This is a genomic window from Shinella sp. H4-D48 (assembly GCF_022637395.1).
GTDB lineage: Bacteria > Pseudomonadota > Alphaproteobacteria > Rhizobiales > Rhizobiaceae > Shinella > Shinella sedimenti.
The window spans coordinates 3,249,067-3,266,977 of record NZ_CP093337.1 but is presented as its reverse complement, the minus strand read 5'-3'; the positions used below and the strand labels follow the sequence as shown (position 1 = coordinate 3,266,977).

At 62.5% G+C, this 17,911-nt stretch carries 21 protein-coding genes; 10 read left to right on the top strand and 11 right to left on the bottom strand.

All coding sequences use genetic code 11. The annotated features are described in order from the left end of the window. The first annotated feature begins 72 nt into the window (after positions 1-72). Both rpsT and dnaA read left to right on the top strand, forming a co-directional pair. On the top strand, positions 73-339 hold the full coding sequence (gene rpsT / locus MNR02_RS16080; protein WP_134648075.1) for a 30S ribosomal protein S20: 267 nt from the start codon (positions 73-75) through the stop codon (positions 337-339). A gap of 986 nt (positions 340-1,325) precedes the next feature. Further along, a complete protein-coding gene (gene dnaA, locus MNR02_RS16075) occupies positions 1,326-2,777 on the top strand; it encodes a chromosomal replication initiator protein DnaA (RefSeq protein WP_371746685.1) in 1,452 nt (483 codons plus the stop codon). A 71-nt stretch (positions 2,778-2,848) separates the two neighbouring features. Here the strand turns inward: dnaA and hemW are convergent, their stop codons facing one another. Genes hemW through rph form a run of 4 tightly spaced genes read right to left on the bottom strand, consistent with a single transcriptional unit; the run spans position 2,849 to position 5,850 of the window. Continuing rightward, positions 2,849-4,042, bottom strand: a complete 1,194-nt coding sequence (gene hemW / locus MNR02_RS16070) for a radical SAM family heme chaperone HemW (RefSeq protein ID WP_371746684.1) — start codon at positions 4,040-4,042, stop codon at positions 2,849-2,851. A gap of 7 nt (positions 4,043-4,049) precedes the next feature. Then, on the bottom strand, positions 4,050-4,694 hold the full coding sequence (rdgB, locus tag MNR02_RS16065) for an RdgB/HAM1 family non-canonical purine NTP pyrophosphatase (RefSeq protein WP_241947487.1): 645 nt from the start codon (positions 4,692-4,694) through the stop codon (positions 4,050-4,052). A gap of 9 nt (positions 4,695-4,703) precedes the next feature. Then, the gene (locus MNR02_RS16060) at positions 4,704-5,120 is read right to left on the bottom strand and encodes a VOC family protein (protein ID WP_241947486.1); all 417 of its coding nucleotides are present in this window, start codon (positions 5,118-5,120) and stop codon (positions 4,704-4,706) included. A gap of 13 nt (positions 5,121-5,133) precedes the next feature. After that, complete coding sequence (gene rph, locus MNR02_RS16055) at positions 5,134-5,850, bottom strand: ribonuclease PH (protein WP_241599732.1); 717 nt, start codon at positions 5,848-5,850, stop codon at positions 5,134-5,136. Between the two features lie 148 nt (positions 5,851-5,998). On the opposite strand from rph, the gene hrcA reads away from it, so the two are divergent. Together hrcA and grpE are read left to right on the top strand one after the other, a co-directional pair. Next, complete coding sequence (hrcA, locus tag MNR02_RS16050; RefSeq protein WP_241947485.1) at positions 5,999-7,078, top strand: heat-inducible transcriptional repressor HrcA; 1,080 nt, start codon at positions 5,999-6,001, stop codon at positions 7,076-7,078. 91 nt (positions 7,079-7,169) lie between these two features. Further along, entirely contained in the window at positions 7,170-7,787 is a 618-nt protein-coding gene (gene grpE, locus MNR02_RS16045) for a nucleotide exchange factor GrpE (RefSeq protein WP_241947484.1), read from the top strand. Between the two features lie 79 nt (positions 7,788-7,866). Here grpE and ptsN read toward each other — a convergent pair whose 3' ends face one another. From ptsN to lptC, 6 genes are all read right to left on the bottom strand, one after another. Then, positions 7,867-8,328, bottom strand: coding sequence for a PTS IIA-like nitrogen regulatory protein PtsN (gene ptsN / locus MNR02_RS16040; RefSeq protein ID WP_241599737.1), 462 nt, complete (start codon positions 8,326-8,328; stop codon positions 7,867-7,869). Between the two features lie 74 nt (positions 8,329-8,402). After that, entirely contained in the window at positions 8,403-8,978 is a 576-nt protein-coding gene (hpf, locus tag MNR02_RS16035) for a ribosome hibernation-promoting factor, HPF/YfiA family (protein ID WP_241600683.1), read from the bottom strand. 248 nt (positions 8,979-9,226) lie between these two features. Next, positions 9,227-10,777 carry an RNA polymerase factor sigma-54 gene (gene rpoN, locus MNR02_RS16030; RefSeq protein ID WP_241599739.1) on the bottom strand — a complete coding sequence of 517 codons (1,551 nt, stop codon included), beginning with the start codon at positions 10,775-10,777 and terminating at the stop codon, positions 9,227-9,229. A 139-nt stretch (positions 10,778-10,916) separates the two neighbouring features. Further along, on the bottom strand, positions 10,917-11,705 hold the full coding sequence (gene lptB / locus MNR02_RS16025) for an LPS export ABC transporter ATP-binding protein (RefSeq protein ID WP_241600686.1): 789 nt from the start codon (positions 11,703-11,705) through the stop codon (positions 10,917-10,919). Positions 11,706-11,745: 40 nt separating this feature from the next. Then, a complete protein-coding gene (locus MNR02_RS16020; RefSeq protein WP_241599741.1) occupies positions 11,746-12,303 on the bottom strand; it encodes an LptA/OstA family protein in 558 nt (185 codons plus the stop codon). A 7-nt stretch (positions 12,304-12,310) separates the two neighbouring features. After that, on the bottom strand, positions 12,311-12,979 hold the full coding sequence (gene lptC, locus MNR02_RS16015; RefSeq protein ID WP_241947483.1) for an LPS export ABC transporter periplasmic protein LptC: 669 nt from the start codon (positions 12,977-12,979) through the stop codon (positions 12,311-12,313). 195 nt (positions 12,980-13,174) lie between these two features. Here lptC and sppA point away from each other — a divergent pair, with 195 nt between their 5' ends. The 3 genes from sppA (at position 13,175) to MNR02_RS16000 (ending at position 14,886) form a co-directional block, all read left to right on the top strand. Beyond that, positions 13,175-14,125, top strand: a complete 951-nt coding sequence (gene sppA / locus MNR02_RS16010; protein WP_241947482.1) for a signal peptide peptidase SppA — start codon at positions 13,175-13,177, stop codon at positions 14,123-14,125. Between the two features lie 27 nt (positions 14,126-14,152). Beyond that, positions 14,153-14,452 (top strand): integration host factor subunit beta, encoded by a 300-nt coding sequence (locus MNR02_RS16005; RefSeq protein WP_117367685.1) that lies wholly within the window; start codon positions 14,153-14,155, stop codon positions 14,450-14,452. A gap of 89 nt (positions 14,453-14,541) precedes the next feature. Further along, a complete protein-coding gene (locus MNR02_RS16000; RefSeq protein ID WP_241599747.1) occupies positions 14,542-14,886 on the top strand; it encodes a DUF1049 domain-containing protein in 345 nt (114 codons plus the stop codon). A gap of 1 nt (position 14,887) precedes the next feature. Here the strand turns inward: MNR02_RS16000 and MNR02_RS15995 are convergent, their stop codons facing one another. Further along, positions 14,888-15,337, bottom strand: a complete 450-nt coding sequence (locus tag MNR02_RS15995; RefSeq protein WP_241947481.1) for a CoxG family protein — start codon at positions 15,335-15,337, stop codon at positions 14,888-14,890. 134 nt (positions 15,338-15,471) lie between these two features. Here MNR02_RS15995 and MNR02_RS15990 point away from each other — a divergent pair, with 134 nt between their 5' ends. From MNR02_RS15990 to lspA, 3 genes are read left to right on the top strand one after another with little or no spacing between them, the layout of a single operon-like run. Further along, positions 15,472-16,569 (top strand): class I SAM-dependent methyltransferase, encoded by a 1,098-nt coding sequence (locus tag MNR02_RS15990; protein WP_312416947.1) that lies wholly within the window; start codon positions 15,472-15,474, stop codon positions 16,567-16,569. Beyond that, positions 16,566-17,420: an RNA methyltransferase gene (locus MNR02_RS15985; protein WP_241947480.1), complete on the top strand. Its 855-nt coding sequence runs from the start codon at positions 16,566-16,568 to the stop codon at positions 17,418-17,420. The genes MNR02_RS15990 and MNR02_RS15985 overlap by 4 nt, the downstream gene beginning before the upstream one ends. Then, a complete protein-coding gene (gene lspA, locus MNR02_RS15980; RefSeq protein ID WP_241947479.1) occupies positions 17,417-17,908 on the top strand; it encodes a signal peptidase II in 492 nt (163 codons plus the stop codon). The genes MNR02_RS15985 and lspA overlap by 4 nt, the downstream gene beginning before the upstream one ends. Positions 17,909-17,911: the final 3 nt, after the last annotated feature.

Sequence of the window (17,911 nt, the reverse complement as noted above, 5' to 3'; positions counted from 1 at the left end):
TTGGATGACAGGTCGCAGTGACCCGGCACAGCGAGGGTGGAGTTTGTGTCAGATTTCTGAAGAGAGGCATACATGGCCAATACAACCTCGGCTAAGAAGGCGACCCGCAAGATCGCCGCGCGCACCGCAGTCAACAAGTCGCGCCGCTCGCGCGTCCGCAACTTCATCCGCAAGGTCGAGGAAGCCATTGCTTCCGGTGACCAGACGGTTGCCGCTGCTGCCCTTAAGGCAGCCCAGCCGGAACTGATGCGCGCCGCCACCAAGGGCGTCCTTCACGCCAACACGGCTTCGCGCAAGGTCTCGCGCCTCGCAAACCGTGTGAAGACGATGTCGGCCTGATCGCTCAGTCCGAAGAGCTATGCATTTTTAGTCAAAGCCCGGCCATCGGCCGGGCTTTTTCTTTGCTTTTTCGGCGCCGCTATGGTTAACGCGCAAGGCTCGATCGTGTCAAAAGAGTGACGATGAAAATTGTTTAAATTCAATTACTTGCCGGAGGTTACCCGGCTTCCGGCAGCCTTTCGTTGCGGAAGTTTGACGGCAATTTGAGTCAAGCGAATTTTTATTTTTTTCGTTTTTCGCGCACTCCGAAAGCGGGTCGAAAACAAAGCCATTGATTCCTAACGGATTCTCTTGAGAGGCCTCGATTCCGAGTCAAAAACGCCCATCCGAGTCAACGGCCGGGCCTTAATTTTGCGTAAAATTCGCCATTGATCTTGCCCCCTGATCCTGCCTAAATGCTTTCCACAGGGGGCGCGGGACAAGCCTTAAAACAAGCATCGGCAAGGCCGTCTTCAACGGTGGCCATGGTTGTTTTTGTCCTCTGTGACGGAGCGGTTTGCGCTTCGTAAAATCACCCAATCGGCAAAGCTTGCCCCAGGTGCCACCGGCACGCTGGCAATGGCTTTTGTGACCCAAGGTTGTGCCGGTTGTCGATGCGTGTAAAGCGCCTCGATGGTGATACGGCGTCTGCTGCGGTTCTACGAGGGAACGGCGGTACGACACCAATCGGGACGGTCGGCTCAGACATGGATGTCCGGTCGGTCCGAAGCGACTTGTGTTTGGGAGAAGGGACTGTGCCGGAGTTTGGGGACCGGGATGGTTCGGGGCACCATATCCAGAACGGGGCGATTGGCTCACCCGGTTCGGGACATGGCAAACATGAAAGGCGCCGGCAATGCTGCCGGCGTGGCGAATAGAGCATGAAAGGCGGCAAAATGCAGATGAATTCGGCCAGGACGGCTGGTGCATTGGCAAACGGGGAAAATGCAAGACAAGCGCTCCCGCAAGCAGGGGCGCAAACAACGGACGCGGGGGTTCCATCCGACATGAAGCAAGACGCGCTTTTCGACCGAGTCAGCGCGCGCCTGAAGGCGCAGGTCGGTCCCGACGTCTATGCGAGCTGGTTCGGACGCCTGAAGATTCACTCCGTTTCCAAGAGCCTCGTGCGTCTTTCCGTTCCCACGACATTCCTGAAGTCATGGATCAACAACCGGTATCTCGATCTCATCACCTCGCTCTTCCAGCAGGAAGACGCTGAGATCCTCAAGGTGGAGATCCTGGTACGCACCGCCACCCGCGGTGCCCGCGCCGGCGTCGTCGAGGATGCCGTCGTCGAGCAGCCCGCACAGCAGGCGCAGACCCGCCGCGCCGCCTCCGGCCCGCAGACGGTGGCAAGTGCCGTCGCATCGGTCGCTGCCGCCGCTCAGCCGCGCGCCACGCAGAACACGAGCCCGCTGTTCGGCTCGCCGCTCGATCCGCGCTACACGTTCGACGCCTTTGTCGAAGGCACGTCGAACCGTGTCGCCCTTGCCGCCGCCCGCACCATTGCGGAAGCCGGTGCAGGCGCCGTGCGCTTCAATCCGCTCTTTGTCCATTCCAGCGTCGGCCTCGGCAAGACGCATCTCCTGCAGGCGATCGCACTCGGTGCGCTTTCCAGCGCCCGCAATCCGCGCGTCGTCTATCTGACCGCCGAATATTTCATGTGGCGCTTCGCAACGGCCATCCGTGACAACGATGCGCTGTCGCTGAAGGAAACGCTGCGCAACATCGATCTGCTCATCATCGACGACATGCAGTTCCTGCAGGGTAACTCGATCCAGAACGAGTTCTGCCACCTGCTCAACATGCTGCTCGATTCCGCCAAGCAGGTCGTCGTTGCCGCCGACCGTGCGCCGTGGGAGCTGGAATCGCTCGACCCGCGGGTGCGCTCGCGCCTTCAGGGCGGCGTCGCCATCGAGATGGAAGCGCCGGATTACGAGATGCGTCTGGAAATCCTCAAGCGTCGCCTTGCGGCCGCCCAGCAGGAAGACCACTCGCTCGATATCTCGCCGGAAATCCTGAGCCATGTCGCCCGCAACATCACGGCGAGCGGCCGCGAACTTGAAGGCGCCTTCAACCAGCTGCTCTTCCGTCGTTCCTTCGAGCCGAACCTGACGATCGAACGCGTCGACGAACTGCTCGGCCATCTCGTTGCCGCCGGCGAGCCACGCCGCGTGCGCATCGAGGATATCCAGCGCGTGGTGGCCAAGCACTACAATGTGTCGCGCCAGGAGCTCGTCTCGAACCGCCGCACCCGCGTCATCGTCAAGCCGCGCCAGATCGCCATGTATCTGTCCAAGACGCTGACGCCGCGGTCCTTCCCGGAAATCGGCCGCCGCTTCGGCGGACGCGATCACACCACGGTTCTGCATGCCGTGCGCAAGATCGAGGAACTCATCTCCGGCGATACCAAGCTCAGCCACGAGATCGAGCTGTTGAAGCGTCTGATCAACGAATGAGGTGATAGGCAGTAGGCATCAGGGATGGACGGCCAAGGCCGTTTCGCAACTGATCCTACTGCCCGCTGCCTTCAGCAGGCGAGATCGGCCACCACGGCATCCAGGATCAGCATCCCTGCCGGCGTGCAGCGCAGGCGGGAATTGCCAAGGCGCTCGATGAAGCCGTGTTCGATGAGGAACTGCTCGCGGTCCGGGTCCGGGTCGCGGCCCGACAGGCTCTGCCAGCGGGCAAGGTCGACGCCTTCCTTGAGGCGAAGGCCCATCAGCAAGAGTTCGTCGGCCTGCGCCTCGCGCTCCAGAAGCTCCTGCTCGATCATGCCATGCCCTTCGGTCTCCACGAGACCGAGCCAGGCTTCCGGCTTGCGCTCGGTCGCCGTCGCAATCTTCGCGCCGCCCGTTGTCAGGCGGCCATGCGCGCCCGGGCCGATCCCGACATAGTCGCCATATCGCCAGTAGGTCAGGTTGTGGCGGCTTTCGCAGCCGGGGCGGGCGTGGTTGGAGACTTCATAAGCCGGCATGCCCTCACGCTCGGTGATCTCCTGCGTCGCCTCGTAGAGCACCGCCGACTGCTCACCGTCAGGCACGATCAGCTTTCCGGCCTTGTGCAGGCCGTAGAAGGGGGTGCCTTCCTCGATGGTGAGCTGGTAGAGCGAAAGGTGATCGACCGCGTAGGACACGGCCTCCTTGAGTTCCAGGTCCCATTCCGCGACCGTCTGGTTCGGGCGGGCATAGATCAGGTCGAAGGACATGCGCGGGAAGATGTCACGTGCCAGCTTGATGGCCTTCAGCGCATCGGCGACGTCATGCAGCCGCCCGAGAAATTTCAGGTCGCGGTCGTTCAGCGCCTGAACACCGAGCGACACGCGGTTGACCCCCGCGGCGCGGTAGCCGCGGAAGCGCTCCGCCTCCACGCTCGAAGGGTTGGCCTCCAGGGTGATCTCTATGCCGTCAGGCACGTGCCAGTGCCGCGCAATGCCGTTGAGAATGGCATCCACCGTTTCCGGTGCCATCAGCGACGGCGTACCGCCGCCCATGAAGATGCTGGTAACGGTACGCGAGCCCGTCACGCGGCGCATCGTCGCCATTTCCTTCAGGAAGGCCTGCACGAAACGCGGCTGGTCGACCGGCTGGTGTCGGACGTGGCTGTTGAAGTCGCAATAGGGGCATTTGGCGGCACAGAACGGCCAGTGCACATACACGCCGAAGCCGGGATCGGAGAGATCCGTCAGGATGCTCGGCCGCATGTCGAAGGGCACTGCCGTCATGTGTCGTTTACGCCTTCAGGCAGGTTTCGACGAAGATCTTGAAGGCGCGGGCGCGATGCGACAACGCAGCCGCGTCGCCGGGCTTCCAGCCGTGCTTGTCCTCGGCGCTCATCTCGCCGAACGTCGTCTCATAGCCTTCCGGCTGGAATATGGGGTCATAGCCAAAGCCGCTGGTACCACGCGGCGGCCACACGACATGCCCCTCGACTTCGCCGCGGAAGAGTTCGGTATGACCGTCCGGCCAGGCGAGGCAGAGCACGGAGACGAAGCGCGCGGTGCGGTCCTTGGCCTCCGTTGCGCCCTTCTCGGCAAGCGCCTTCTCGACCTTTTCCATGGCCATGGCGAAGTCGCGCGTGCCGGTCGCCGTTTCCGCCCAGTTTGCGGTGTAGACGCCGGGTGCGCCATCAAGGGCATCGATGACGATGCCGGAATCGTCCGAAAGCGCGGGCAGGCCGGACGCCTTCGCCGAGGCGAGCGCCTTGATGGTGGCGTTCTCCTCGAAGGTCGTGCCGGTTTCATCGGGCTCCTCGAAGTTCAGTTCGGCGGCGGATTTCGCCGAGAAGCCGAAGGGACCGATCAGGTCCTCGATCTCGCGGATCTTACCTGCATTGTGACTGGCGACGACGATCGTCTTGGTATCGAGCTTGCGCATGAGGTTTCCCTAGGCGATGTTCCACAGGCCGGGTTCGGCACATTCGAGGCTGTTGCCGGCGGGGTCACGGAAATAGATGGAGCGGGCGCCGTTCGGCCAATGAAAATCCGCTTCGATGGTGATGCCGGCTTCTACGAGCTTTTGCACCCAGAAATCAAGCTCTGGGCCGGGAACGCGAAAGCAGACATGGCCGGGGCCCCGCGCGCCGTGCACCGGCACGGGGAAGGCATGGAGCGGCGGCGGCTCGATCGTCTCGTGCGGATTGAAGATCAGGAGAACGCCGGGGCCGCAGCGGAAGAAGACGTGGCGGTTTGCCTGCCGCGTTATCTTCTGCAGTCCGAGCAGCTCGCCGTAGAAGGCTTCCGCCGCGTCGAGGTCGTCCGCATAGAGCGCGGTTTCGAGAATACCTTCGAGCGCGGCGGCCATGGGCAAATCCCTCTCAGGCGATGGCCTGCTTCTGCATCTCGACGAGTTCGGCAATGCCGTTGCGGGCGAGCAGCATCAACGAGGCAAACTCCTCCTCGGTAAACGGCTTGCCCTCGGCGGTGCCCTGGATCTCGACGATGCCGCCCGAACCGGTCATGACGAAGTTCGCGTCGGTTTCGGCTGCGGAATCTTCGAGGTAATCGAGGTCAATCACCGACTGGGCGGCGAAGATGCCGCAGGAGATGGCCGCAACGTGATCCTTCAGCACCTTGTCGGTCTTGATCATGCTGCGGGCTTCCATCCACTTCAGGCAGTCGTGCAGGGCCACCCAGGCGCCGGTGATGGAGGCGGTGCGGGTGCCGCCATCGGCCTGAATGACGTCGCAGTCGATGGTGATCTGGCGTTCGCCGAGCGCTTCGAGGTCGACGATGGCGCGCAGCGACCGGCCGATAAGGCGTTGGATCTCCTGCGTGCGGCCGCCCTGCTTGCCGGCAGCGGCTTCGCGCCGCATGCGGTCGCCGGTCGCGCGGGGCAGCATGCCGTATTCGGCGGTCACCCAGCCCTTGCCGCTGTTGCGCAGCCACGGCGGCGTCTTGTCCTCGAGGCTTGCGGTGACCAGAACATGCGTGTCGCCGAACTTGACGAGACAGGACCCTTCGGCATGCTTGGAAACGTTGCGCTCGAAAGAAACCTTGCGCATCTGATCGGTTTTTCTGCCGGACGGCCGCATTGCGAACTCCTCATTGGTATGGTGGGAGTGCTTTAGACCGTTTCGCCGGGCGAGGGAATGCCGGTGCGGCAACTGGTTGGAAAATCCGTTTTGCGCTGCCCTTGGAAATCACTATATTCCGGTGGAGTAACAGGGTTGCAGACAGACGATGGTTTTGAGATCTCCGGGTCCTGACGTTCAGGCGGCACTGGACGAGCGTTCAGGGGAAGTCTTCCGCCGCATCGTGGAAAGCTATCTGGAAAGCGGCGAGCCGCTGGGGTCGCGAAATCTTTCCCGCATCCTGCCCATGTCCCTCTCGCCGGCCTCCGTGCGCAATGTGATGAGCGATCTGGAAGAGCTCGGTCTCATCTATTCCCCCCATATCAGCGCCGGACGGCTGCCCACGCAGCTTGGTCTTCGCTTTTTCGTCGATGCCTTCATGCAGGTCGGCAACATCTCGGCGGAGGATCGCGCCTCCATCGAGCGGCATGTGCGCCCGCATGGCCAGAAGCACGGCGCGGTCGAGACCATGATGAGCGAGGCGAGCCAGGCGCTGTCAGGCATGTCGCGCGGTGCGGGCCTCGTTATCACCACGAAGAACGACGCCGTCCTCAAGCATGTCGAGTTCATCCGCCTGGAGCCGACCAAGGCGCTGGTCGTGCTTGTCGGCGATCATGACCAGGTGGAAAACCGCATCATCGAACTTCCGGCGGGTGTCACGAGTTCGCAGCTCACCGAGGCCGCCAATTTCCTCAACGCGCATCTGGCCGGCAACACGCTGCTGGAAGCGCGTTCGCAGCTCGAGCGGCTGCGCGGCGAGATCAGCCTCGAGCTCGATCGGTTGTCGCAGGATCTCGTCGAGCGCGGCCTCGCCGTCTGGTCGGGCGACTTCGAGGAAAGCAAGGCGACGCGGCTCATCGTGCGCGGCCGGGCCAATCTTCTGGAAGGGCTGGCCGGGGCTGATGATATCGATCGCCTGCGCCTGCTGTTCGACGACCTCGAGCGCAAGGACAGCCTGATCGAGCTGCTGAACCTCGCCGAGACCGGCCCGGGGGTCCGCATCTTCATCGGCTCGGAGAACAAGCTGTTCTCGCTTTCGGGCTCCTCGCTGATCGTTGCGCCCTATCGCGACGGCGACGACAAGATCGTCGGCGCGGTGGGCGTTATCGGTCCGACACGGCTGAATTATTCCCGTATTGTGCCCATGGTGGACTATACGGCCCAACTGATGTCGCGGCTTTCGCGCTGAGAGCCGGTATTCACCCCTTCAGCCCTTGATTTTTCGGGTCTAAACCTCGATATCGGGCCCAAACCCCAACAGTTGCAATTCGGAGTACGTCATGACCGACGAGAGCAAGAAACACGGACCTGACGAAGCGGTGGACAGCAATCTCGCCGCGGATGCAGCCGCAGAGGACGCGATCATCGAGGAGGAGGCCGTCGCCACGCCCGATCCGCTGGACGTTCTGCGCGCAGAAAATGCCGATCTTCGTGACAAATACCTGCGGCTCGCCGCCGAGATGGACAATCTGCGCCGTCGCACCGAACGCGATGTGAAGGATGCCAAGTCCTATTCCGTCGCCGGTTTCGCCCGCGACATGCTGGCAGTCTCCGACAATCTGCGCCGTGCGCTCGACGCCATACCGGCCGATGCGCTGGAGAACGATGCGAGCCTGAAGGCACTGGCCGAGGGCGTGGAGATGACCGAGCGTTCCATGCTCGGCGCTCTTGAGCGCCACGGCGTGCGCAAGCTCGATCCGATGGGCGAGAAGTTCGACCCGAACTTCCACCAGGCAATGTTCGAAGTTCCCAACCCCGATGTCGCCAACAATACGGTCGTTCAGGTCGTGCAGGCCGGCTTCACGATTGGCGAGCGCGTGTTGCGCCCGGCCATGGTCGGCGTGTCCAAGGGTGGCCCGAAGGCGCCGTCCGGCGAGGCGAATGCCGCGGACGCCTGATCGTCCGATAGGTTCGACAGGACAAACAAAAACCGGCGGCCGCGAGGCCGCCGGTTTTTTCATGCAGAGATGAGCGGCCTCAGGCCGCGGACGCCTGTTCCTCGCTGAGGCAGGCATAAATGGCGCTTTCGTTGTCGGACGCACGCAACTTGGCGACCATCGCGGGATCGCGCAGCACTCGCGCGATGCGTGACAGGGCCTTGAGGTGATCTGCCCCGGCACCTTCCGGCGCCAGAAGCAGGAAGACGAGGTCGACCGGCTGGTCGTCGAGCGCCTCGAAGTCCACGGGGGTCTCGAGCCTCGCAAAGAGACCGATGATCTGGGTAAGCGCCCTCAGCTTGCCGTGCGGGATGGCGATGCCATTGCCCACGCCGGTCGAACCGAGCCGTTCACGCTGAAGGATGACGTCGAAGATCTCGCGTTCCGGAATCCCGGTGATCTTGGCCGCTTTTGCCGCCAGCTCCTGAAGCAGCTGCTTCTTGGAGTTGGCCTTCATCGCCGGAATAATCGCACTCTGCTGCAGTAGACCTGCCAATGCCATGCTTTTGTCCTCGTGCGCTGCGTGAAGGGGTTGAAGAGACGTGGTGCCGGTCACCGGCACCACGTTCCCCTCACTCAGCCTTTGATATTGGCTGCGTCGATCCAGCCAATATTTCCGTCGTTGCGTCGGTAGACGATATTGAGCTGCTCCGAGCCGGCGCTGCGGAAGAGAAGAACCGGATCGTCCGTCATGTCGAGCGCCATGACGGCACTTGCGACAGACATCGTCCTGAGTTTCTTCGTGCTTTCCGCAACGATGGTCGGTGCGTAGTCCTCGGGAAGCTCGTCGTCTTCGTCGGGGACCGAATCCATCACCGTGTAGGCTACTTCTGCAAAGGCATCGTGACCGTTGCCATTATGGTGTGCCTTGAGCTTGCGCTTGTACCGGCGCAGGCGCTTCTCGATCCGTTCCGAGGCCGACTGGAAGGCGGCCAGAGGATCGTTTGCTTCGCCATTTGCCTGCAAGGCCATCCCCGTATCGAGGTGGATCTTGCAGTCCGCGCTGTACCGCGATCCCGCTTTTTCTACGGTGACCTGGCTCGAATATCCTCCGTCGAAATACTTGGTTACGGCGTCTCCCATCTGCTCTTCAATTCGCTGACGGAAGCTGTCGCCGATTTCCATATGTTTACCGGATACACGCACACTCATGGAGGTTTCCTCTCTTTCGTGATTTGCGTGCAACAGTCTATTCCAACCTCATCCACGTTCCAAGCTTTTCACGCATGTGATGTCGTGGGCATCGCCTGATAAAGGAAAACGGGGATATATCTGGAATTCCGGCCTGTCTTCCCATTGGAATTGGGGCGCGCATTAGCCCGTCTGGCCAGTGAAGTCAATCGGCGGATTCAGCGATCGTTAACTTCCGGCCGCCTCAAGGCGGTTTGTGCAGGCCTGTTTTACGAGGCCGCCGCCTTGGCCAAGGCCCGCTTTTCCCGGCGCCGCTGCACGGAAGACGGGATGTTCATCGCCTCGCGGTACTTGGCGACCGTGCGGCGCGCGAGATCCACACCACCCTTGCGCAGGGCATCGACAATATCGTCGTCGGACAGCACCGCGGCGGGGTCCTCCTGTGTGATCATGGCGCGAATGCGGTGGCGTACGCTTTCGGCGGAATGGGAATCGCCGCCCTCGGCCGAGCCGATCGAGACGGTGAAAAAATATTTCAGCTCGAAGAGGCCGCGCGGCGTCAGCATATATTTGTTGGAGGTGACGCGGCTCACCGTCGATTCGTGCATCTTGATCGCATCGGCGACCGTCTTGAGGTTCAGCGGGCGCAGATGATCGACACCATGCATGAGAAAGGCGTCCTGCTGGCGCACGATCTCGGTGGCCACCTTCATGATGGTGCGGGCACGCTGGTCGAGACTGCGGGTCAGCCAGTTGGCCGTCTGGAGGCATTCGTTCAGGAAGCCGTGATCTTCGCTGTCGCGACGCGTGCGGCTGGAGACGTTGGCGTAATAGTCCCGGTTAACGAGCACGCGTGGCAGCGTGTCGGCGTTGAGTTCGATGTGCCAGGAGCCGTCAGGCGCCGCGCGCACGATGATGTCGGGCACCACGGCCTCCGAGGCGCCCGTCTCGTAGCGCGTGCCGGGCTTGGGATCGAGCTTGCGGATTTCAGCCAGCATGTCGAGGAGGTCTTCCTCGCCCACGCCGCATAGCTTCTTGAGCGTGGCGAAGTCGCGCCGCGCGAGCAGCTCCAGATTACCCACGAGTGCGGCCATGGCCGGGTCGAACCGGTCGAGCGCCTTCAGCTGGAGAGCGAGGCATTCGCTGAGCGAGCGGGCAAACACGCCGTGCGGCTCCAGCTGCTGCAGGCTGGAGAGCACGCGCTCCACCTCGGCCACTGGCTTGGCGAGCTTCAGCGCGGTTTCGGCGATATTGCCCTGAAGATAGCCGGCATCGTCCAGCTGGTCGACGAGATGCTGTGCGATCAGCCGATCGATGGGGCTCGACAGCGTGAAGGGGATTTGTTCGTTCAGAACGTCCCGCAGTGTCTTGCGCGCGGCCACGAAGTCATCGAGGTCATAGCCTTCGCCCGCCTCGCTGCCGGGCATCGACTTCCATTGACCGATCAGCTCCGGCGCATCCGCGGTCCGTGGTCCGGCATCGTCCGGAAACACGTTGTCGAGGCCGCCGTCGAAGGTTTCGGACGCATCGCCCGCGCTGCCCATCGTTGCGTTGTCGTAGAGATCCGGCTCACCGACATCCTCATTGCCCATGCTTTCGGCAGGGCCGCGGTCGTCATTGACGAGAATATGGTCACCTGCGCCGCCACCGCCATCGTCGGCCGGTGCGATTTCGAGCAGCGGATTCTTCTCGACTTCCTGCTCGATGAACTGGTTCAGTTCGAAATGCGTCATCTGCAGCAGCTGAATCGACTGCATCAGCTGCGGTGTCATGACCAGCGACTGGCTTTGGCGCAGGAAAAGGCTGGCTGCGAGTGCCATTCGGACGCGTTACTCCCCGGAAAAACAGTTCTCGTCCGCCACGGTGGACGTGGCAAAATCCAACTGGCCCAAAAATTGCTTTTTTAGGGGGTTTGGTCAAGTCGCAGCGGCGAACTTGGTGAAGATCGCCGTTTCGGCCTCAGAGACTGAAGTTATCGCCGAGATAGAGACGGCGGACATCCGGATTGTTGACGATGTCGTTCGCCCGGCCGTGGGTCAGCACTTCGCCCGCATGAATGATATAGGCGCGGTCGATCAGGCCGAGCGTCTCGCGGACATTGTGATCGGTGATGAGAACGCCGATGCCGCGTGACGTGAGATGGCGCACCAGCGCCTGGATGTCGGAAACCGAAATGGGGTCGACACCGGCAAAGGGCTCGTCGAGCAGCATGAAGGTCGGATCGGTGGCAAGCGCGCGGGCGATTTCCAGACGACGGCGCTCGCCGCCCGAAAGCGCCACGGCCGGCGACTTGCGCAGATGGGAAATCGAGAATTCCGCGAGCAGACTGTCGAGCTTGGCCTCGCGCCGCGCCTTGTCCTTGTCGTGCACTTCCAGAACGGCGCGGATGTTTTCTTCCACCGTCAGGCCGCGGAAGATCGACGCTTCCTGCGGCAGGTAGCCGACGCCGAGCCGCGCGCGGCGGTACATCGGCATGGTGGTCACCTCGTGGCCGTTGATCTCGATCGACCCTTCGTCGACCGGCACTAGACCGGTGATCATGTAGAAACAGGTGGTCTTGCCCGCGCCGTTCGGCCCCAAAAGCCCGACCGCCTCGCCCCGTCGCACCACGAGCGACACGCCGTTGACGACGCGCCTGTCGCGGTAGGTCTTGGTCAGCCCGCGCGCGATGAGGGTGCCCTCATAGCGTGCCAGATCCGCTGCGTGCGGAGCGTGATCCTGCGCAGCTTTTTTCGGAGCGCGCGTCAGACGGGAGAGCAGGGAAGAGGCCACTGGGTAAAACGCTATATCAGTTCGTTTGCTTGCGGGACTTGGGATCCAGCTGGATCATGACGCGGCCGCCGCAGGCATCGAGGGTGGCCTCGCCGGTGCGCATGGCCACGTTGAGCTGGCAGCCGACGAAGACGTTTTCGCCTTCGGACAGAACGACCTTCTTGCCCTTCAGCTGCATGGTCTCGTTGACCATGTTGAAGGTGCCGGTGTCGCCGGTCGCTTCCTGCTTGTCAGACTTGAGATAGACCTTGTCGAAGACGTCGATCTTCTCGATGTCGGCATTGCCACTGGCAACCGAGCCTTCGCCCGACTTGTAATAGACCACCATCCGGCCGGCCTGCATCGTGGTGGTGCCCTGTACGACCTTCACATTGCCGGTGAACTCGGCCTTGCGCTCCTGGTCGCGGATCTCGAGCTTATCGCTCTGGATCTGGATAGGCTCGTCGTTGGAGAGCTGCATGCCCGTCATCTTGCTCGTCTGCTGGGCGACCACGGGGGCGGCTGCAAACGCGAAGCCCGCGACAAGAACCAAAAGGCTGGTGGCCCGGACAGGGGCGGAGAGAGTGGCGAACATGGGGCTCTTACTGTTCTTTGTTGCGGATGGCGGCCGGGTCGACATCGACGACGACCTTGCCCTCGAAGACGACGACCTTGCCTTTATCCGTCATTCGCAGCGACTGCGCAACAATGGATGCGCCGCTGGATTTGATCGAGACGGGCTTGTCCGTCGACATCGTGCCGCCGTTGATATCGAGCTGGGCGGACTGGAAGGCTGCATCGAGGCCTGTATTGAGATGGATGGTGAAGGGCGCGACCATGTCGAGCATGTTGCGGCCGCGGTCGTAGATGCCGTTCTGGGCGACGACCTCGGCGACCGTGGATTCGTTCATCGGCATTTTCGCGAGGATGTCGTGAAGCTCGATGACGTCGGGCTGCTTCATGTCCTGCAGCGCGCGTTCGGCCTTCATGGAATAGCTTATGCCGTCCTTGTTGCGGCCGGCGATAGCCGGATTGCGCATCACGATCTTGCCATCTTCGATAGACGCACTCTCCATCTGGAGATCGGAAGGCAGATAGGTGCGCACGATGGAAACGACGGCGAAAACGGCGCCGATGAGGAGAGCGGCGACAGGCAGGGCGATCTTCAGCATGCGCACGCGCGAGGAATGCCGTGTCGCGAGGCGGTAGGCCTCCACTGAATTGCCTGTGCTTTGCGCACCCGTCGGTGTGTCTGCCGCGCTGTTCAGCATCCTGCCTGCTTGAATTTGAGTATCGGCAAATCGGGTCGCCTTGGTAACGGCTCCCATATGGCGATTATTCCTGAACAAACAATGGATGCCAAGAAAGTTCGGCGACGAATTGCCATTTGCACGGCCAATGCCATATCGATAGGGCCTTCGGCAAGTCACCTGCGGGTTGGCTTCCATAGGGAATGAGGACAGGGAATGGATTACTCCGCCATCGCCGATCGCCGGCAGCTGCGTCGCAAACTCACCTTCTGGCGCGTCGTCGCCATCCTGATCGCGCTTGCCGCCATCCTCGCGACGGTCGCCTGGCGCTGGCCGGGCGCCGGAGCAGGCGACCATATCGCGCGCGTCGAGATTTCCGGCATCATCCAGGACGACAAGGACCTGCTGGAGCGCCTCGATCGCATCGCAAGCAACGACCGCGCGAAAGCCCTGGTAGTGACGATTTCCTCGCCGGGTGGCACGACCTATGGCGGCGAAGTCATCTTCAAGGCGTTGCGCAAGGTGGCGGAAAAGAAGCCGGTCGTCTCGGATGTGCGCACGCTTGCCGCCTCCGCCGGCTATATGATCGCGACCGCCGGCGATACGATCATCGCCGGCGAAAGCTCTATCACCGGCTCCATCGGCGTTATCTTCCAGTATCCGCAGTTGAAGGATCTTATGGACAAGATTGGTGTCTCCCTGGAGGAGATCAAGTCGGCGCCGCTGAAGGCCGAGCCGTCACCGTTCCATCCGGCCAGCGAAGAGGCAAAGACCATGATCCGCGCCATGGTGATGGACAGCTATGACTGGTTCGTCGATCTGGTCGCCGAGCGCCGCAAGCTTCCGCGTGCCGAGGTCCTGCGCCTTGCCGATGGCAGCATCTTCACCGGCCGGCAGGCGCTCGCCGCCAAGCTGGTGGATACGCTGGGCGGGCCGGAGGCGATCCGCGCCTATCTCACAGAGCGCAAGGTCTCGGCCGATCTTCCCGTCATCGACTATGCGCCGGCCAGCCGCACGGGCTTCCCGTTCCTCGGGTCGGGCGCGCTCGATTTCGTCCGTTCGCTTCTCGGCATGCCGCTCGACCTGCAGCCGACAATCGAAAAACTGGGTGGCCAGAAGTTGTTTCTTGACGGTCTTGTCTCCGTTTGGCAGGTTGACCATGATTGAAAAACAAGAGTTTTTGAGGGGGATACAGTGATCAAGTCCGAACTGGTTCAGATTGTCGCCGCTCGCAATCCACACCTCTACCATCGCGACGTCGAGAACATCGTCAATGCCGTGCTCGACGAGATCACCGATGCGCTTGCCGCCGGTAACCGGGTCGAGTTGCGCGGCTTCGGGGCCTTTTCGGTCAAGAACCGCCCGTCTCGTTCCGGTCGCAACCCGCGAACCGGCGATGCGGTCTTCGTCGAGGAGAAGTGGGTTCCCTTCTTCAAGACCGGCAAGGAACTGCGCGAACGCCTCAATCCCGGTCAGGCCGACCAGGACGATTGAGGCGATTCGCCAAAGGTTTCGCGGGGTTACGCGATGCCGCAGAATGGAAGCTGGGTGCTAGCCGCGCCTCGCGCCGGAAAGGTGACGTCATGGTCAAGAGAGTTGTCAACGTCCTCGTGCTGATCCCGATCGGCATTTTGCTGATCGTGCTGTCGGTCGCCAATCGCCAGCCCGTGACCCTGGCGCTCAACCCCTTCCGGCCGGAAGACAGCGTGCTATCCGTCACCGCGCCCTTTTTCGTCTACCTGTTTCTCGCAACGATCCTCGGCCTTGTGCTGGGTGCCCTGATCACCTGGTTCACGCAGGGCAAGTACCGCAAGCGTGCCCGCATCGAGGCCAACGAGGCGGTGAAGTGGCACAGCGAGGCCGAAAAGCACCGCACCCGTGCGGAAGCGATCGCCTCGCAGGCCGTTTTGCCGTCGCCCGGAAAGTGATCTAAACCGCCCTGCCGTTCAGCCTCGCCTCGAGATCGGCAAAGAAGCGCATCGCCAGCTTTCTGGCCGAGGAACCGATGAGGCGCGAGCCGAACTGCGCGAGCTTTCCGCCGACCTGGGTGTGGATGTCATAGGCGAGAATCGTTCCGGCGCCATCTTCCATCAACCGCACATCTGCGCTGCCCCTGGCGAGGCCGGCAATGTTGCCTTTGCCTTCGCCCGCAATCGTATAGCTCTCGGGCGGATTGAGGTTCGAGAGGGTGACTTCGCCGCTGAAGGTGGCCGAAACGACGCCGATCTTGAACTTCACGGTCAGGTCGAGCTCCGTCGGCGAGTGCCGGATGATCTCCTGACAGCCAGGAATGCAGGCCTTCAGCGTGTCGGGATCGTTGAGAGCGACCCAGACGGCATCGCGCGGGGCGGCTATGCGTTCCTCACCGGTCAGGTCCATCTGCGATTCTCCCTTGTGTGGTCTCAAGTTATCGTCATCGGAAAGCGCTTTGCCAAGTGGGGGAGGGATGGTATGGGAGCCGCTTGTTTTCCGGCGTTGCCGGCCAGTTTCCAACCGACGACGGACGATCCATCGTGAAGGACAGACACCGCCGGCCGAAAAGCGGCCCTGCCGCATCCGCCAAGCCGCACGGACCTGCGCGGGCGCAGACGCAGAAGGCCCCCGCCGTAAAGACAATCGCTGCGAAGCCCGCCGCGAAGAAGGAGCCGCGCCCGGCGCCGGATGCGCCCGCGCGCCCGCTGATGCGTCGTGACGGGGCAAAGCCTGCCGAGCGCGTACCGGTCATTCTCGAAACGGCCGGTTCGGATCAGTATCGCCTCATCGACAGCGGCGCCGGCGAGAAGCTGGAGCAGTACGGTCCCTATCGCATCGTGCGTCCCGAAGCCCAGGCACTATGGCAGCGAAGCCTGCCTGATGGCCTCTGGGAAAAGGCGGACGCCCTCTTCACCGGTGATACCGACGAGGACGGCATGGGACGCTGGAAGTTCCCCAAGGAGGCTCTCGGCGAAACCTGGCCGATGCAGCTCCTCGGTGTCGATTTCCATGGCCGATTCACCGCCTTCCGTCACGTCGGCGTCTTCCCCGAACAGCTTGCCCACTGGAGCTGGATGAAGGAGAAGGTCGAGACGGCCGGCCGCCCGGTCAAGGTGCTGAACCTTTTCGGCTATACCGGCGTCGCGTCGCTGGTGGCCGCCGCTGCCGGGGCCGAAGTCACCCATGTCGATGCCTCCAAGAAGGCGATCGGCTGGGCACGCGAAAACCAGGCGCTCGGCCGCATGGACAAGCTGCCGATCCGCTGGATCTGCGAAGACGCGATGAAGTTCATCCAGCGCGAGGAACGCCGCGGCAGCAAATACGACATCATTCTCACCGACCCGCCGAAATTCGGTCGCGGCCCCAACGGCGAGGTCTGGCACCTCTTCGATCATCTGCCGCTGATGCTCGATGTCTGCCGCGAAATCCTGTCACCCAAGGCCATCGGCCTGGTGCTGACGGCCTATTCGATCCGCGCCAGCTTCTATTCCATCCACGAGTTGATGCGCGAGACGATGCGCGGCGCCAGCGGTACGGTGGAATCGGGCGAACTCGTCATTCGCGAGAGCGGTACGGACGGCAAGCAAGCCGGCCGCGCGCTCTCCACCTCCCTCTTCAGCCGATGGATCAGCCCATGAGCCACGATCACCAGGGAACGCGCCGCGTCGGGCAGGTCAAGGAGGTCACGAGCCTCGCCAACCCGATCGTCAAGGACATCAAGGCGCTGTCCGACAAGAAGCACCGCGACGAGACGAAAAGCTTCATGGCCGAAGGCCTCAAGCTCGTCATCGACGCGCTGGAGCTCGGCTTCGAGATCCGCACGCTGGTCTATGCCAAGAACGTCAAGGACAAGCCGCAGGTCGTGCAATGCGCGACGAAGACGGTGGCGCGCGGCGGGCTGGTGCTGGAGGTGAGCGAGAAGGTGCTCGCCTCGATCACGCGGCGCGACAATCCGCAGATGGTCGTCGGCATCTTCACTCAGCGCTGGACGAACCTGCGCGACCTCAAGCCCGGGAACGGCGAGACCTATGTCGCGCTCGACCGCGTGCGCGACCCCGGCAATCTCGGCACGATCATCCGCACGGCCGATGCGGCGGGCGCGAGCGGCGTCATCCTCGTGGGTGAAAGCACCGATCCGTTCTCGATGGAAACCGTGCGCGCCACGATGGGCTCGGTCTTTGCCGTGCCGCTGGTCAGGACCAGCGTTGCGGACTTTCTCGCCTGGAAGAAGGGCGCGGGCGTGAGCGTCGTCGCGACCCATCTTGCCGGCGCCGTCGATTATCGCACCATCGACTACAAGACGAAGCCCGTCGTGCTCCTGATGGGCAACGAGCAGTCCGGTCTGCCGGATACGCTGGCGAGCGAGGCGGATGCGCTTGCCCGCATTCCGCAGGCGGGTCTTGCGGATTCGCTCAACCTTGCCATCGCCACCGGCGTCATGCTCTTCGAGGCGCGCCGCCATCTGCTGACGCTGGACGACCGCGCATGACCAATCGCATTCCCTTCATGTCCCGGCCGGTACCGGTCATCATCGTCATCCTGCTGGCGCTGCTGCTCGATCAGGCGGTGAAATTCGCCGTCGAGATGTGGCTTCCCTTCCAGGAGGCGGTGCATGTCATGCCGATGCTGGCGCTCTACCGCACCTACAATTACGGCGTCGCCTTCTCGATGCTGTCGGGTCTGGAGGGCTGGCTGATCGTGACGCTGCGCCTCTTTGTCGTGGCCTTCGTCGCCTGGCTGTGGCGGCAGACTCCGAAGGAGCGCGGGTTTGCCCATGCCGGTTACGCCTTCATCATCGCAGGCGCGTTCGGCAATCTCATCGACCGGGCGCTTTTCGGCTACGTGATCGACTATATCCTCTTCTACACGGAGACGTGGTCCTTTGCGGTGTTCAATCTCGCCGACAGTTTCATCACCATCGGCGCGGGCCTGGTGATCCTAGACGAGCTGCTCCTGCTGCGCCGCAAGGATCGCTAAACT

What these genes read in the sequence shown, in the direction of transcription:
- hpf (WP_241600683.1), bottom strand. Translation starts at nt 8,978, where the DNA reads ATGAGTGTGCGTGTATCCGGTAAACATATGGAAATCGGCGACAGCTTC.
- dnaA (WP_371746685.1), top strand. Translation starts at nt 1,326, where the DNA reads ATGAAGCAAGACGCGCTTTTCGACCGAGTCAGCGCGCGCCTGAAGGCG.
- grpE (WP_241947484.1), top strand. Translation starts at nt 7,170, where the DNA reads ATGACCGACGAGAGCAAGAAACACGGACCTGACGAAGCGGTGGACAGC.
- rpsT (WP_134648075.1), top strand. Translation starts at nt 73, where the DNA reads ATGGCCAATACAACCTCGGCTAAGAAGGCGACCCGCAAGATCGCCGCG.
- lspA (WP_241947479.1), top strand. Translation starts at nt 17,417, where the DNA reads ATGACCAATCGCATTCCCTTCATGTCCCGGCCGGTACCGGTCATCATC.
- MNR02_RS16000 (WP_241599747.1), top strand. Translation starts at nt 14,542, where the DNA reads ATGGTCAAGAGAGTTGTCAACGTCCTCGTGCTGATCCCGATCGGCATT.
- MNR02_RS16060 (WP_241947486.1), bottom strand. Translation starts at nt 5,120, where the DNA reads ATGGCCGCCGCGCTCGAAGGTATTCTCGAAACCGCGCTCTATGCGGAC.
- ptsN (WP_241599737.1), bottom strand. Translation starts at nt 8,328, where the DNA reads ATGGCATTGGCAGGTCTACTGCAGCAGAGTGCGATTATTCCGGCGATG.
- rpoN (WP_241599739.1), bottom strand. Translation starts at nt 10,777, where the DNA reads ATGGCACTCGCAGCCAGCCTTTTCCTGCGCCAAAGCCAGTCGCTGGTC.
- MNR02_RS15995 (WP_241947481.1), bottom strand. Translation starts at nt 15,337, where the DNA reads ATGGACCTGACCGGTGAGGAACGCATAGCCGCCCCGCGCGATGCCGTC.
- MNR02_RS15985 (WP_241947480.1), top strand. Translation starts at nt 16,566, where the DNA reads ATGAGCCACGATCACCAGGGAACGCGCCGCGTCGGGCAGGTCAAGGAG.
- rph (WP_241599732.1), bottom strand. Translation starts at nt 5,850, where the DNA reads ATGCGGCCGTCCGGCAGAAAAACCGATCAGATGCGCAAGGTTTCTTTC.
- hrcA (WP_241947485.1), top strand. Translation starts at nt 5,999, where the DNA reads ATGGTTTTGAGATCTCCGGGTCCTGACGTTCAGGCGGCACTGGACGAG.
- sppA (WP_241947482.1), top strand. Translation starts at nt 13,175, where the DNA reads ATGGATTACTCCGCCATCGCCGATCGCCGGCAGCTGCGTCGCAAACTC.
- hemW (WP_371746684.1), bottom strand. Translation starts at nt 4,042, where the DNA reads ATGACGGCAGTGCCCTTCGACATGCGGCCGAGCATCCTGACGGATCTC.
- rdgB (WP_241947487.1), bottom strand. Translation starts at nt 4,694, where the DNA reads ATGCGCAAGCTCGATACCAAGACGATCGTCGTCGCCAGTCACAATGCA.
- MNR02_RS16020 (WP_241599741.1), bottom strand. Translation starts at nt 12,303, where the DNA reads ATGTTCGCCACTCTCTCCGCCCCTGTCCGGGCCACCAGCCTTTTGGTT.
- lptC (WP_241947483.1), bottom strand. Translation starts at nt 12,979, where the DNA reads ATGCTGAACAGCGCGGCAGACACACCGACGGGTGCGCAAAGCACAGGC.